Annotated in this window: 13 protein-coding genes; 9 read left to right on the top strand and 4 right to left on the bottom strand. The window is 39.8% G+C overall.

The window, feature by feature from the left end; all coding sequences use genetic code 11:
* Window positions 1-6: 6 nt before the first annotated feature.
* The 4 genes from MHH91_RS19810 to MHH91_RS19795 all read right to left on the bottom strand — a co-directional run bounded on the left by MHH91_RS19810 (window position 7) and on the right by MHH91_RS19795 (window position 7073).
* A complete protein-coding gene (locus MHH91_RS19810; RefSeq protein WP_014471242.1) occupies window positions 7-1026 on the bottom strand; it encodes a PD-(D/E)XK motif protein in 1020 nt (339 codons plus the stop codon).
* Window positions 1007-3688, bottom strand: a complete 2682-nt coding sequence (locus tag MHH91_RS19805) for a Z1 domain-containing protein (RefSeq protein ID WP_061573607.1) — start codon at window positions 3686-3688, stop codon at window positions 1007-1009. Before MHH91_RS19805 ends, MHH91_RS19810 begins: the two co-directional genes overlap by 20 nt.
* The gene (locus MHH91_RS19800) at window positions 3685-5142 is read right to left on the bottom strand and encodes an ATP-binding protein (RefSeq protein ID WP_013354127.1); all 1458 of its coding nucleotides are present in this window, start codon (window positions 5140-5142) and stop codon (window positions 3685-3687) included. The genes MHH91_RS19805 and MHH91_RS19800 overlap by 4 nt, the downstream gene beginning before the upstream one ends.
* Before the next feature lie 137 nt (window positions 5143-5279).
* Window positions 5280-7073, bottom strand: a complete 1794-nt coding sequence (locus MHH91_RS19795) for a DNA cytosine methyltransferase (protein ID WP_013354126.1) — start codon at window positions 7071-7073, stop codon at window positions 5280-5282.
* Window positions 7074-7249: 176 nt separating this feature from the next.
* On the opposite strand from MHH91_RS19795, the gene MHH91_RS19790 reads away from it, so the two are divergent.
* From MHH91_RS19790 to MHH91_RS19750, 9 genes are all read left to right on the top strand, one after another.
* Complete coding sequence (locus tag MHH91_RS19790; RefSeq protein WP_013354125.1) at window positions 7250-7675, top strand: very short patch repair endonuclease; 426 nt, start codon at window positions 7250-7252, stop codon at window positions 7673-7675.
* 477 nt (window positions 7676-8152) lie between these two features.
* Complete coding sequence (locus tag MHH91_RS19785; protein WP_013354124.1) at window positions 8153-9988, top strand: beta-glucoside-specific PTS transporter subunit IIABC; 1836 nt, start codon at window positions 8153-8155, stop codon at window positions 9986-9988.
* A gap of 18 nt (window positions 9989-10006) precedes the next feature.
* Window positions 10007-11404: a 6-phospho-beta-glucosidase gene (locus MHH91_RS19780; protein ID WP_013354123.1), complete on the top strand. Its 1398-nt coding sequence runs from the start codon at window positions 10007-10009 to the stop codon at window positions 11402-11404.
* 80 nt (window positions 11405-11484) lie between these two features.
* Window positions 11485-11931, top strand: coding sequence for a universal stress protein (locus tag MHH91_RS19775; protein WP_013354122.1), 447 nt, complete (start codon window positions 11485-11487; stop codon window positions 11929-11931).
* 146 nt (window positions 11932-12077) lie between these two features.
* The gene (locus MHH91_RS19770; protein WP_013354121.1) at window positions 12078-12989 is read left to right on the top strand and encodes a DMT family transporter; all 912 of its coding nucleotides are present in this window, start codon (window positions 12078-12080) and stop codon (window positions 12987-12989) included.
* A gap of 142 nt (window positions 12990-13131) precedes the next feature.
* Window positions 13132-14196 (top strand): polysaccharide lyase family 1 protein, encoded by a 1065-nt coding sequence (locus MHH91_RS19765; protein ID WP_014472376.1) that lies wholly within the window; start codon window positions 13132-13134, stop codon window positions 14194-14196.
* 206 nt (window positions 14197-14402) lie between these two features.
* Window positions 14403-14561 carry a hypothetical protein gene (locus tag MHH91_RS19760; protein ID WP_013354119.1) on the top strand — a complete coding sequence of 53 codons (159 nt, stop codon included), beginning with the start codon at window positions 14403-14405 and terminating at the stop codon, window positions 14559-14561.
* Between the two features lie 332 nt (window positions 14562-14893).
* On the top strand, window positions 14894-15307 hold the full coding sequence (locus MHH91_RS19755) for a WapI family immunity protein (protein ID WP_014471237.1): 414 nt from the start codon (window positions 14894-14896) through the stop codon (window positions 15305-15307).
* 10 nt (window positions 15308-15317) lie between these two features.
* Window positions 15318-15725 (top strand): YxiG family protein, encoded by a 408-nt coding sequence (locus tag MHH91_RS19750; protein ID WP_013354116.1) that lies wholly within the window; start codon window positions 15318-15320, stop codon window positions 15723-15725.
* The last annotated feature ends 139 nt before the right edge of the window (window positions 15726-15864 follow it).

The raw sequence follows: 15864 nt of genomic DNA, 5'->3' as shown, positions 1-15864 counted from the left end.
TAATATTCAGCTCCATTTTGTATTGTAGGCACGGTTTTCTTGTAATAAAAACTCTTCACAAGCTTTTAAATCTATAGAATAACTAACATGAGATACAGCAGAGTGAAGAGATTCCGGTAAAATACGGGGAAAATTCTCATTTGCATCATAGACTTCAACGCTGTTAATTGCAAAGAGATTCTCAGCATACTCCCCATCACGATAACCGGCTTTTATCAGTAGTTCATTAAATACCAGTAATATTTCTTGAGACATGCTTTCAATTAAGTCTCTAATAGTATTAACCATTGAATCGAGTGATGTACCATGGGTTTGGCTATTCTCAATAAAGCAAACATACAAGTATATAGATTGTACGGCCTCTGTTAAGGTTAGTTGCGTCTCATTGGAAATCTTCACTTTCTTACCTATTTTTTCTGTTACTGTTTTTATTTCAATACAGTGGTGTAACATATTAAAATCCAAACGACCTGTTAAGGGACCTTCCCAGCAATTTATTAAAGTTGGAGGAATTCCAGGGTTTTTTTCAATCCATTTTTTTATATAGTAAAGTTCGCCGAAAAGTCCTTTTTGTTGTTCCTCTGTTAATTTTTTATACCCACCTTTAGAAAAGAAAGCTTTCCACTTATCTAAAGTTCGATATAATAAAGGATATAATTCTTCTGTTTCAGCCTTTAAAGTGATTGTTTCTAGAATATTTTGTAAAACAGACACAAATACATCTGTGTCATACCCTTTTTCTTGGCTGATAGCTACAACATATTCGTTTTCAAAAGGTCCAATCTTAAAGTGGAAATCAAAGCTAATAGTCATGCCTTTCCACTTAGGTAAAGATATAATTTGTTCTTTTCCCCATGCTTTTTTACCAGCAGTAATAAATAAAATCCTTTGTTCTGAACTTGGATTGATTCCTGCAAAAACAGCAACAGGATCGACCAAAACAAGCCTTAGTTTTAATGGAGCAGGCTGAACAGGATGCATTGATTCATTAAACATTTCTGTAAATTCATTTTTTATTGAAACCACTTTGTTCTCCTTGAACCTGCGGTACCGTGCTGTTTATTTGATAGACTTTATCATTTTCAATATTAGTCCCGGGAAAAGAAAGGGCAACTCCTATCGGTACGAGTTCTTCGCTAAATTTTATTTCTAAATCACTAAATATTTTTACGTTTGGATTTAAAGGATAAATCATAAGAAAGCCTTGAGTTTTGTCTCTTTCTTCACGCATTTTCCTCTTTGATTTCGAGGTGACAAGTTTTTTTTCATCCAAATCTAGAAATTCTTGGTTATCTGCTACAATTGCCCGTATATCTACTAGCTCTCTGGATTTATTGTATTCATGTGCTTTCTCTCCACGCATAACGGTATTTGATAGATATAAACTTCCTAATTTAACAGGATGGTTAGGTACAATATGATTTGACATTTGACCTTCAAATACTGCTACTGTCCAATTTTCCAGTTCATTATTTTCTTTATTGGCAAGGGCTATATAATTTGATAGTAAATTTGATTTAACTATTGTTGCATGCTCACTAGTTTGGTACTTTTGAAAGAATTTCAATATAGTATGTATATTCACATTTTTAGCTAGGTGATATAAAGACTTTTTTCTCTGAATTGTAGAAAAAGTAAGGTTAGAAACAAGATCTGACACAGCCTTCATGTTATTGCGAAAGAAAGTTTCAGAAGCATTAAAAACTCTTGTCTGCTGCAGACTTGCATCAAAACGAGCATTATAATTAGTCGCCATTTTCATTTTTAATAAACTTGTTAATCTCATTGTTTCATGACTTAACATGCGTACTGCATATTGCATTGGCGTTTTGTTTTTTTCTGCCATATAATCAAGTTCCTCACGCAACTTTTGCATAGCAATAGCCAGATGTTCAAAATGGTTTGCTATTGTCTTTGATGTATAAATCCGGCAAAGGTCTATATAACCTTCTCGATAACCAAACCAACGGCCCATTTGCATTAATGTATCATACATAAGAGTATTGCGTGTATAGTATGTAATGCTTAATCCTTCAAGGGTAAGGCCCCTTGAAAGTTTGTCTCCTCCAATTGCAATAACATTTAGCCCGTCTTCTTTATAGCTGTGATAATCTAAAGCATCGCTACTGTCGCCATTAATTGCAAATAATTGTACTGTTATAATGCTTTTTTTTATCTCTTTTAATACAGTGTTCCATTCAAAGGTCTTGATACTGTTATCCCATTCTTCCGTTGTTTTAGTTATTTCATGATCATAAATAAATTTAAGTTCATCTATTATAGGACTGTATTGGTCATAAAGTATAGAATCTGTATAAGACGCGAATTCTTCAGCGATTACATCTTTAATATAGGTTTGAACACCCTTTAATCTGGAGATATGGATGAGCATTGAATTATGCTTTTTTTTCTGGCCTCTTAGATTTCTTATCGCAATAGTGATTAAAAAGGATAAAATCGCTTTTTTCATTTGACTTGGAACGGAATCAAATATTTCTAAGTCGTCCACTTTTTTTATTGACCCAATGAGTTTCTCTTCATCACTATCTAAATACTTAATTAAACTAGGTTTACTATAATTAGAGTTTTCTTCAGTGTTAAAAAACTCTTCAGGCCCACAATATCCTGTTGGTTTTGGCAGACCAATTAGAAAATCTTTAGGATAAAGATCCTTGCCTTCAGCCTCTGTTTCAGAAGTTACATCGATTAACAAGTTTGCAAAAGGAGTAGCAGTATAACCGACATAATTTCTGCGTGGAAAAATATCTAATAGCTGTCTAATTAATTTATTAATTGTTTTTGGTTCTTCTTCTTTTATCTTGTCCGCCGTATCAATTGAGGCTTGGTCTGCTTCATCATCAATTATTAAGACCGGTATATCTAATTGATAAAGTCTTCTATGATTGATTAATTGTTCAATAAGTGTTTCCAATACTGACTTGTTTTTCTTAACGACCATTAAAGTTGGCTTATTCAGATGGGACACTTGAGGGGTTGTGCGAGCAGATATATCATGCTTTTCGGTAGTCCATGTTCCAATAATATGATCATCATTATTTGGTCTGATTTCAGCTACGCCAACTGGGCACCCGCTCTTATCTGTACGATTACCAACAACTTCTTCTTCTAATCTTATTTGGGTCTGAGTCCGCAGATCGTTATGAATTCCTGCGAGGACAATGATTAATTTATAACCGACATCAAATGCTTTATTTATAAGACCTGTAAAATTTGCAGTTTTTCCTGATTGAACATATCCTAAAACCAGCCCTCTTTTGTCAAAAGGATTTGGGTTCTCAGGATTACCGAGGAATTCTAGTATCTTATCAGTTGATTTATCAATAGAATCCACAGTTTCAAAATCCCATTGTTTTTTATCGAGCAAATATCTTCTATATCGATTCCAAAAGTAAAAAGTTGCTTTCTTTGATGGTGAATACCAGTTATCTCTGTTTTTTCCGTCTAACACACTAATTTTATTTGGCAACTCCATCCCAATTTTATATTTGAAAAAGATTTTTGCTTTTGCTTTTTCTCTCTCAGTTTGAGAGATTTCTTTTATATTAAGAATGTTTAAGGCATAATCAAAAGCTTCTTCCGCAGCTTGATCTCGATTATGGCCGTGAGCTTCCATACTGGAGTGAATTGTCTGGAAATGAAAATCCAATAAGTTGAAATTTATATTCATTCTTTGCTCTCCTTTTCTAGAATATATTTCAGTGTGCTTTTATTAAACATCTCAAAACCAGGTTGAGTCATTAGTGCTTCGATAATTTCTTTTTTTGTATTTAAAAGGCCAAGTTGAGTCATTGTTTCAGCAAAGCGATGAACCATTTCTAACTGTTGGTCTGTAAAATTTTGAATTTCATCTTCTAATTGTGGTACTGCTATAATATTTACAGGTGAACCTATTTCAATTAATTTCAAAAAAAAGTTCAGCATTCGCGCTTGTTCTTCATTCAACATCTTTAATAACTCTAAATAAATTGGATGACTTTTATTTAAAACAAAAGGGGATTCTGAATCTTTCCCAGACTGTTCCCAAGTATTTAAGCTGCCTTTAATTTTGCTTCCAGCTATTGAAGACTGTGTCCTGAAGTAAGATATCTCTCTAGAGATATCTCTTGCTTCTTTGGCAATTGGACGTAAGATTTTTATGGCTTGTTCGGGTATTGTAACCATTGACTTCTTAACATCAACGTGCCAATCAGAATCCGCTTCATTAGAGATGTCAATTCGTACTCTGGCTAATTGAGATTGAGTATCTTTTGGGAAAAGGTTTCTCCAATCTCCATAGTGTAATAAGCGATTTTCCCTATATATGTATAAACCTTGGTGATCTCTCCATCCTCTTTCGCCGCCTGCTTTTTTAAATTCAGTGCGAGTAAGTTTGGAGGCATGGGGAAGAATTGTATACTTGACTTTCATTTTATGTCCATCCAATTTCCATAGTGTTTCTTCTCCTTCAATTATTGAGGGATGCTCAGTCATAAAAGGGTCCCAAGGAGTTAATTCAACATCGTTTATAGAAATAATAATCTTGTTATTGTCTATAAGATCATGAAAAACAAATTCAAGATGTTTTTGAATTTGAGCGGTTTTTGAAAAAAAAGTTTTTCGTTGTATTTTTTTATTGCGCATATAACGATCAAGTTTATCAATTATTATGACAGTACCACTAGATCCATTAATTTCGCCCGCCACTTCTTTAACCGGAGTAGGTATAGAAGTCAACAGATTCCATTCGTTGCATTCAGATACGTAATCGAGATCCCAGCATCTCTCATGGTATACTCCATCTTTCTTTGTTATAACGCTTAAGCGTTTTCCTAATGAAAATGAGGCAGTTTTTAACCCCATTCCAAAACGGCCTAATTCATTTGGTGATCTTTTAGTTCTAGGATCTTTTGCTCCTATATTCATTGCAGTCTGTATTTCTTCTTCGCTCATACCGTTCCCATTATCTTCAATTTTAATATAGCCATTAAGTTTATCATATTCAAAGTGTAATGTGATTTTTGAGGCTTGAGCATCAATTGCATTATCAACTATATCTGCAATTGCAGTTTTTGCTTTATAACCTATTGATCTGAGTGCATGAAGTACTGGTGCAGCTGATGGCCGTGTTAGTATAATGTTCATAAATCCCCCTGTTTTTCAATTTTTTAATATAACTATAATAAAATAAGTTCATTCCAAACGTATATCTTTCTAAAAAGATTTAACAAGAATTATCAAAAAAGCTTGACGATATACTGATTTTATCGTCAAGCTTGTTGTTATTCTAAATCTAATAATTCATTTTTAAGTGAGATAGTAGGCTCAACACCCATAGCATTTAATAATGCCTCGGCTGCTGCACGTCCAAGCAAAGGGGGAACTGCATTCCCTACTTGTTGATATTGCTGATCTTTTGTCCCTCTAAATTTAAAATTATCTGGAAATGATTGCAGACGGGCTGCCTCGCGAATACTTATTGCTCTAGCTTTTTCTGGATGACTCCACATTGATTTCCTTACGTTAACGACTGTAGGAGATGGACTGCCATAGTCTAGTCTTAAATAGATTGTATTCTGTGTTCTAGACACATCAGAGTAGGTTGTTTTTAACTCATCATTAAGACTGTGGAAATTTTTACCTTTCAATTGAAGTATTGCTTCAAAACGAGTTTTACTTAGCTGACGGCTTTCAGTATTTATATGATTATCAATCAACCCTTTATCAGCATCTTTTCTGAAATATCGAAGCATAGGCGATGCCTGCGCATCTGATTCTATATAATCTAATGGTTTAGCTTTTTCCATATCTGTAAGGGGCGTTATATCGGCTAAATCCTGTATTGCATCCCTTACTGTAAAAGGTGTTGAGTGTACCAACGCATCGGGAAGTTTCGGACTGTTCTCAAATAAATCATTTCTAACACCAAGGATGATAAACCTTCTTCTTATTTGTGGTACGCCAAAGTCTGTAGCTGTTAAGACCCCGAAATCAGTATTATATCCAATTTGGTGGAATGCCATTTCAAGATATTTTACAATATTATAAGACCAAACCTTTGCAATGATTTTAATATTATCCTTATGTGTATCATCTATATAAAGCTCATATCTAATTTTTTCATCATTTAGTTCTTTTATTCTTAACAGTATTAGATTTAAACTCATAAAGTTAGTGATATCTTTTTTAGCGCATTTATCAAATTCCTCAAAATCCTCAAGCAGCAATTGGAGTGCTGCTTTTCCACGAGAAACTATATCTTTAGTGCTTAGGTGATCTCCATCTGCTTGGAAGGTTTTTAGTTGTTGATTAATCAACTCAATAATTCGAATAATATCTTTTTTTTCCTTTAGTGACAAGCTAGGATTACCTTCTGTCTTTATAATTTTTTTTGATATACTTTTCAAGCGGGATAAGTAGTTATGATCCCCAATTATTGGTTTAGGGGGAGTTGAACCATCGATGATTTTTCTCCAAATATGACTTAGTGATATTTCAACTGACTCCATTAGAATTATCTTATCATCCATTAAAAACTTATTTTCAATCAACTTTTCTTTTGATGTATTAAATAAGCAAGTTAAATGTTCTAAAGAGCTATATGCAAAGCGCGAATTATCTAAATGTTTTGTGATGAAAAATTTATGTTTATCTGAGTTCATCGATGGCACATTCTCCATAAGAAATGCAGCTGGCCGGATCTCATCAATAGCACGAAAAAACTCTATAACAAGCTGATTATTTCCTGATATCAGATAATTTTTCTGCCTATTAGCATTGGAAAATCCTTGACAAGGAGGTCCGCCAATAATTGTTAACAAATTAGGATCAATGTTTTTGCTCTTCTTCCATTTACGGAAGTCGATTTTACTAATGTCACTGGTATCACTTTCGTCCGGCCTAATAATAATGTCTCTGTTTCCGCCGTGGTTATAAACATAAGTTTCAATAGCTGCTTGATTTATTTCTACCGCTCCAATTGTTTCAAAGCAGCCAGTTTGCTCAAATCCTTTGCTTAGACCTCCAGCACCAGCAAATAAATCAACCAGTTTAAATCTCTTATTATTGCTGTTCATTTCTTTCAACTCTTTCTGCTTATAGGAAATATATTCTCTGTTTTTCGGTGTTTCTTTCTATAGCAGCATACCCTTTTTTAAGCTTACGTTGCAAGTTTATTTTTTAAAAAAATGACGGTTATTGCTCTTAATATAGGAAAGAAATATATTAAATATTAAAAGAGAGGTTAAAGCCAATGGGTGATACTCATACAAAAGAGCAAAGAAGAAAAAACATGCAAGCAATAAAATCTAAGTCTAAATTAGAGGATAAAGTTTCTTCAGAATTATGGAGAAGGGGTTTAAGGTTTAGAAGGAATGTAAAATCTCTTTTTGGTCAACCGGATATAGCTATAAAAAAATACAAAATTGTGATTTTTATTGATTCTTGTTTCTGGCATGACTGCAGTATTCATGGGAATAAACCAAAGAGCAATTCAGCTTATTGGGAGAAAAAGTTACAGAGAAATAAAGAAAGAGATAAAGAAGTAACTTCCTATTATCAAGAAATCGGCTGGCATGTATTAAGGATATGGGAACATGAATTTAAAGAGAATTTTACGGAAACAATTAATCATATTGAAGCCTTTATTAAAAAGAAAAAAGGCAAGAATGAGTTGTAGGGCCAGAGCATAGCTATCTATCACAATTAGAATTCACAATAAGAGGTTTTTGATTTCTGGAAGAAAAGCTGAAACGCCCCAGATATGAAATGCACATTTGATACTTGAGTTTTCAGATATCAACCATTTAATCAGCCAGCCTCATTGTTGCCGTATACGTGGAAGGGAAGGCTTAGTCTTGCGTATAACTTAGACTTTAATTTGTTTCAACAGAACATTAAAATGTAAGCGTTGACACCCCCATAACCCTAGTGCTAAAGTATACATATCAACCCAATATCATTCACCTAGGATTGTTACTGCAAACCGCAGGCAAAACCTAAATTGCGTCAGGCAGGGGAAGACCCCCTTGCTCTGTGCAGTTTAGGTTTTTTTTATACCCTTTTTTCGGAGGTGATGCTTATTTCATAAAAAAAAGCCGGAGAAAGGCGGCCACCTTTCGTCCGGCAGATCCCCCATTTTTAAGGAGGCAGACTCATGGACTATCATAAAATATCAAAAGAGATTTTACAACTTGTCGGCGGGGAGGAGAATGTTCAGAGTGTCATCCATTGCATGACGCGGCTTCGTTTTAATTTGTATGACAATGCGAAGGCAGATCGGAACGCACTGGAGCAGACAGAAGGCGTGATGGGGACAAATATCAGCGGCGGGCAATTTCAGATCATTATCGGCAATCATGTGCCGAAGGTGTATCAGGCTTTGATCGAGAGCAGCGGGCTCAGTGATGAAAGCGCAAACAAAACCTCGAAGCAGAAGAAAAATATGCTGAGCGCCGTGTTTGATGTGATTTCCGGCGTGTTTACGCCGATTCTGCCGGCGATTGCCGGAGCCGGAATGATAAAAGGGCTTGTCGCATTAGCGGTGACATTCGGCTGGATGTCGGAGAAGAGCCAGACTCACAGCATTCTTACGGCTGTTGGCGACGGTGCGTTTTACTTTCTGCCGCTTTTGCTTGCGGTAAGCGCGGCGAGAAAATTCGGAAGCAATCCGTACGTGGCGGCCGCTGTGGCGGGTGCGATTCTGCATCCGGATTTGACGGCTTTGCTTGGGTCAGGGAAAAGCATCTCCTTTATCGGTCTTCCTGTAACCGCTGCCACGTATTCATCGACAGTCATTCCGATTTTGCTGGCGATATGGCTGATGTCCTATGTGGAGAAAGGGATCGACCGAATCACCCCTTCATCCTTGAAATTGATTGTTGTGCCGATGCTTACGCTTGTGATCGTCGTGCCTGTCACGCTTATCACGGTCGGCCCGCTCGGCGCGATTCTCGGGAATTACCTGTCTGTCGGCGTCAATTATTTGTTCAATCATGCGGGCATTGCCGCGATGATTCTGCTTGCCGGAACATTTTCACTCATCATTATGACGGGGATGCATTATGCGCTTGTGCCGATCATGATCAATAATATTGCTCAAAACGGACATGATTACATTCTGCCTGCGATGTTTTTGGCGAACATGGGGCAGGCCGGCGCGTCATTTGCGGTTTTCTTGAAATCAAAGAACAAAACATTCAAGTCGCTGGCGTTTACGACGGGCATTACGGCTTTGATGGGCATTACCGAACCCGCGATGTACGGCGTCAACATGAGATTGAAAAAACCGTTCGCGGCTGCGTTAATCGGCGGTGCGGCAGGCGGAGCTTTTTACGGTGTAACCGGCGTCGCTTCCTACATTGTCGGCGGCAACGCCGGTCTGCCGAGCATTCCGGTCTTTATCGGGCCGACGTTTCTTTACGCGCTGATCGGGCTTTTTATCTCGTTTGCGGCCGGTATTGCGGCGGCACTGCTGATCGGGTTTGAAGATGTACAGCCCGAACAGGCCAAAGCGCCTGGAATGCCGGGGGTGACGGCTGGCGGCGAAATCATTCACAGCCCGATTAAAGGTGAAGTGAAAGCATTAAGTGAAGTGAACGACAGCGTGTTTTCCGGTGAAATTATGGGAAAAGGCTTTGCGATTCTGCCTGAAGAGGGCGCGGCGGTTTCTCCCGTAGAGGGCACGGTGACAGCCGTATTTAAAACAAAGCACGCCATCGGTATTACGAGCGCCCGGGGAGCCGAGGTTCTCATTCATATCGGGCTTGATACGGTCCGGCTGGATGGCAGACATTTTGAGGTGCACGTAAAAGAGGGCGATGCTGTCGCGCCTGGAGATCTGCTGATTACTTTTGATATCGAAGAAATAAAGGCTGCCGGTTATGACGTGATCACACCGGTCATCATTACGAATACGGATCAATATTCATTTACAGACGTGAAAAAAAGCGGCATGGTCAAACCGAATGAAGCGCTTCTGGCGTTATCCTGAAAAAGAGGTGGAGAAAACATGAAGAGATTTCCGGAAGGTTTTTTATGGGGCGGCGCAACGGCTGCCAATCAGATTGAAGGAGCTTACAAAGAAGGCGGCAAAGGACTTTCCACGGCGGATGTCTCCCCGGACGGCATTATGTCACCGTTCCATGAGACAGACGATGCGCTGAATCTGTATCACGACGCGATTGATTTTTATCACCGCTATCAAGAGGACATCGCTCTGTTTGCGGAGATGGGCTTTAAAGCGTTCCGCACCTCCATTGCGTGGACGAGAATCTTTCCGAACGGCGATGAAACAGAGCCGAATGAAGAAGGGCTGCAATTTTACGACCGTCTTTTTGATGAATTGAGAAAACATCAGATCGAACCGGTGGTCACGATTTCGCACTACGAGATGCCGCTCGGTCTGGTGAAAAATTACGGCGGCTGGAGAAACCGCCAAACGGTCGATTTCTATGAGAGGTACGCCCGCACGGTTTTCACCCGTTATAAAGACAAGGTGAAATATTGGATGACATTCAATGAAATCAATGTCGTTCTTCACGCTCCGTTTACAGGCGGCGGTCTCGTATTCCGGGAAGGCGAAAATAAACAAAACACGATGTACCAAGCGGCCCACCACCAGTTTGTGGCGAGCGCGCTGGCGGTAAAAGCCGGCCATGAGATCATCCCGGATTCACAGATCGGCTGCATGATCGCCGCGACGACGACGTATCCGATGACGCCGAAGCCGGAGGATGTATATGCGGCTTTGCAGAAAGAGCGGAGCACGCTGTTCTTTTCTGATGTGCAGGCGAGGGGCAGCTATCCGGGCTACATGAAGCGCTTCTTTAAAGAAAACGGAATTACGATTGAGATGAAGGAAGGAGACGAGGAGCTCCTGAAAGAACACACGGTGGATTACATCGGCTTCAGCTACTACATGTCGATGACGGCAAGCACCGCGCCTGAGGATCTGGCGCAATCGAAGGGGAATCTTCTCGGCGGCGTGAAAAATCCTTATCTGGAATCTTCGGAATGGGGCTGGCAGATTGATCCGAAGGGCTTGCGCATTACCTTAAACACGCTGTACGACCGTTATCAGAAACCGCTCTTCATCGTCGAAAACGGGCTCGGCGCACAAGATCAGCCGGAGGAAGACGGAAGCATACAGGATGATTACCGTATCAAATATCTGCGGGATCATTTAATAGAAGCAAGAGAGGCGATCGAAGACGGAGTCAACCTGATCGGTTACACGTCGTGGGGGCCGATTGACCTCGTCAGCGCCTCAACTGCTGAAATGAAAAAACGCTACGGCTATATCTATGTTGACCGCGGCAATGACGGAACAGGCACGTTTGAAAGGAAGAGAAAGAAAAGTTTTTATTGGTATAAAGACGTCATCGCGACAAATGGAGAAAGTCTGTAAGGCAATGTTCCGGAGAAAGCCGGCAAAATTGACATTCAGCAATGAGAGGAGGACAATAAAAGCAGAAAGGCGGGATTCATATGTTTAAAAAAATTCTTGCAGCAGTAGACGGTTCAGACATGAGCAGCAAAGCCCTGGACGCAGCCATCCACCTGGCGAAAGAACAGCAGGCTGAGCTCACCATTCTCTATGCGGGACGTGAAGCCGTTGTTTCCACATCAGCCTTAACCGGGATTGTCTATGTTCCGGAGAACTTCATTGAAGACATCAAACATGAAGTCGAGCAAAAAGGAGCAGCCATTCTGGAAGATGCCAAGCAAAAAGCGGCGGAAAGCGGAGTAGAAGCGGAAAGCCTGTACGTCCAAGGTGAGCCTGCGCATCAAATTTTAAACATAGCGAAAGAACAGCATTTCAATCTGATTGTCGTCGGAAGCCGAGGAATCAGCGGATTTAAAGAAATGATGCTCGGAAGCGTGAGCCACAAGGTCTCACAATTGTCTCCTTGTCCTGTACTGATCGTTCATTAAACAAACGGCCCTGCTGATGCGGGGCTTTTTTCATGAGAAAAGACCGCCCCCGGCTGAAAAATAGGATGATTTCTTCCTCTGAATCAAGTAAAATGGCTGTTAGTATTTGTCTGAATAAACAGTCAATGATATGGAGGAAGAGCACGATGCAAGCTAAACAAACATCAAATGCCGTCATCAAAATGGTGATTTCTATGGTGATTTTCGGATCAATCGGCTTTTTCTCAGAACATACGAATGTGCCGTCGATTGAACTGGTTTTTGTGAGGTGTCTGTGCGCCTCATTGTTTCTGGGTGTTTGCTGGTTTGGTTCCGGACGTTACCGCACCGAACAATGGAACCGGCGGGAGGTTCTGCAGACGCTGGCCTGCGGCTTTTTTCTTGTGCTGAACTGGGTGTTTTTATTTAAATCGTTTGAGGAGACATCAGTGACGATAGCGATTTCCGTCTATCATTTGGCTCCGGTTCTCGTCCTTCTCCTCGGGAGTCTCATATACCGGGAAAAACTGCGTCTCGCATCCGTCAGTTCTATCGTGATTTGTTTTCTGGGAACCGCCCTGATTTCCGGCATCAACGGAAATACGTCCTTTTCCCAGCTGATGGGATCGGGGATTATTTGGGCCGTGCTGGCCGCTCTTTTTTATGCCTTTACGACACTGGCCGGGAAAGGCATCAACAGCCTCAGCCCATATGCGGTCACCTGTTTGCAGACCGGATTGGGCGTCATTATTCTTCTCCCGTTCGTCCGTTTCGGCGCTTTTTCTGATTTGTCGCATATGAACTGGATTATGATTGTGTCGACCGGCATCATTCACACGGGAATTGTGTATTTGCTCTTTTTTGACAGCCTGCGGTTTTTATCCACCCGGTTTATTTCAATCATCGTATTTCTTGACCCGGCTGTCGCGATCGTGCTTGACACCGTATTTACGGGATTTCGCCCCGACCTTTATCAATCTTTGGGGATTGTAATGATTTTTGCAGGGATGGCGCTGTCCCTAATGAGAAAGCATAAAGCCGTGCCGGAGCAGGCTCAGGCAGACAGCACCCGTATATAGGCAGCCGTCCAGGCTGCTTTTTTACGTTTTGGGGCTTTTCAGCCATAACGAAAAAGCAGACAAACAGATCATGGAAAAAGAGGATAGTAGTTGTATAATACTTCTTGTGTTTACAATTTAAGAGATTAAAGGAGTGAAGGGCATGATAAAGAAGACGCGTCATCTCGCTTTCTTGGCTGCTCTCGGCTTTGCGCTTTGTCTGGCTATCTTATGTTCTGCATCCAAGCAGGCAGAAGCGGCAGCGGCTTATCCGGATGTGATGCAGGGACTTACCGGGTTCGCAGGAAATGCGAAGGATCATAACGGAAAAGCAAAATCCGCCGTATCGGGAGGCCAGGGCGGCTCCTTTGTCTATGTCAGCAATCTCAATGATTTGAAAAACAATGCGGGCGGGACAGACCGCAAAACCATTGTCATCACAAGTGATATTTACTCTCCGGGTAAAGCCGTTGTGACAGTCGGCGCCAATAAAACCATTGTCGGCTCTTATACCAGCCACAGGCTGACCAACATCTATCTGACAACAGGCTCCGGCTCAAACAATGTGATTTTCAAAAACCTCATTATCAGCCATAGTGCCAGCATTACGGGCAACAACGACATTCCGATGTACATAGCGAACGGACAGAATTACTGGATTGACCACGTGTGGTTTGAAGGGCACAGCTACAATCCGAACAGCCACAGCGATTTGGGAAAGCTTCTGTACGTCGGTGCCAAAGCGGATTTTGTGACTCTTTCTAATTCTAAATTCTCCGATCATCTGTACGGCTTGATTCTCGGTTATCCGAATGATGATAACGAAGGACGCAATTATATCGGCTATCCGCATATGACCATCACCAACAACTATTTTAATAACGTCTATGTCCGTTCGCCGGGCTTGATGAGATACGGCTATTTTCACGCGAAAAACAACTATGTGACCAATTTCAATTTAGGATTCACCATTCATACAAACGCGACTGTCTTCTCAGAAGCCAACTATTTCGGTAACGGAAATGAAAAAGGCGGAATGATAGACGACTACGGAACGGCCCAATTTACCGACATCGGTTCATTCCCGTCGCTCAATGCCCCGAAATTACCGCGCACCGGCTGGAATCCGAGATCGAATTACAGCTATGGCGCGCTTTCAGCACAGGATGCCAAAAACTTCGCCCAATCCTACGCGGGAGCGCAAAATACAAATCTCCGCTATCCATAATACGAAAACCGCCGTTTTTTTGTGAGTAAAAGGTCATAAATCCCTGAAATCCTTAAAATAACCTTAAATACCTAGGAAAATATTGATAAGTTATTTCAATAATATTACTATTTTTAAAACTGTGTTGCACAAGAAGTGGAACTTAACTCACTTTAACTCATTACTGGCTATGGAAAGAGGATAATTCCAGAATACTGAGGTGTAATATGAAAAAAATCAACCTGCGTTCTATTACACAAAAAGAGATCTTACAAATAGAAAAACAATTTGAACGAATCGCATTAAACAAAATAAGAAACAATCAAGAAAAGTTTAGAAAAATGGGTTTGAAAATTGAAGCTGCTTTTAGAGACGAAAAAAAATAGGAAAAGAAGTACGGGCCTCAGATTGTTTTAAGAGTACCTATAATTCACTGATATTTTTTTCTGCAACTTATTTGGACGGCACCGACTTTCGCGATAATGAAGACGGCTATTGTGTAGACCATTTAGGGTTTGTGAAAAAAAGTTGTTTTCAGGTAAAGCTGGATATTTATCAGATCTAGAAAGTGATGAAGAAATCGCAAAAGAAATTCAAAACAAGATAAATGAATTGTACTTAGAAGCGGCAGAAATGATTGAAATGGTAAATGAATCCTAGTCTGTTAATGCGAAGAGAGGTTCCCAGCCTCTCTTTTCACCCAAAACGAGGAGGCAGCATGGCCAAAATTAGAGATGATTGTCTGGAACTTGACATAACACCGAGAAGGTACCAAGAGGCGGAGGATGATCCTTTTATCTCAACAATGTTTGAACTGTTGGAACATAATAAAGTAATCGCCCGGGATTACTCCGCCGCTTTATTAGAAAGTGAATATAAAATGCTGATATCAGGGATTGAAGCATTATTAGCAGGGAATCAAGATAGGATACGTTTAGAAACAATTGAACCATTTTTTATTTTGAGAATTGATAAAGAAAACGAATATTACAGATTTATAATTAGATTTGTAGAAAATTATTCAAATACAACTGTCTATAAATTGAACTGTAATGAAGAAAAGCTAGAATTTTTCGTGAAGACTTTAAAATCAGATCTCAAAGACACAAAAAATCCTCCAAAACTTCCTTAGGAGATAAACGATGTACAAAACAATAAATGAGTGGGTTGATTATATAGATGAGGGGTGCGCTGTCCTTCATTTTGACTTTAATGTGTTTAAAAAAGAACTTTCACTTAATATTAAGGTTTTTGAAAAAGAAAGTGAATATACACATAAAATATTATTTCAAAATGTAGCATCTGTTTATTTTAGCGCAGATATTGGTGATATGAGATTAGAAAAAATAGATCCCGAAGAATACAATTGGCAAGTATTTGAGATGAGTTATCACCCGGAAGGAATCGGAAATCTATCAAATTCTGTAATTCCGGAGTACCAATCAAATGCTAACTTTCTCATTGACATGAACAGAATGCTGATTGCTATAGAAGCTGAAACAGTCCGCTTTGATAATCAATCATTTTATGCGTATCATTCGAAGTCATAAATAAACAAATAAGAGAGGTTCCCAGCCTCTCTTTTCTTAAAGGACAGAAACCAAACCGTGGATCTGCAGCAAATACATTTATACGTGGGAAACCGTTTATTCCACACAGAATACGGCTGTGAGCTTGCATATAAACCGC

Source organism: Bacillus sp. FSL K6-2819 (assembly GCF_038008305.1).
Classification (GTDB): domain Bacteria; phylum Bacillota; class Bacilli; order Bacillales; family Bacillaceae; genus Bacillus; species Bacillus amyloliquefaciens.
This window is presented reverse-complemented; position numbering and strand designations above follow the sequence as displayed.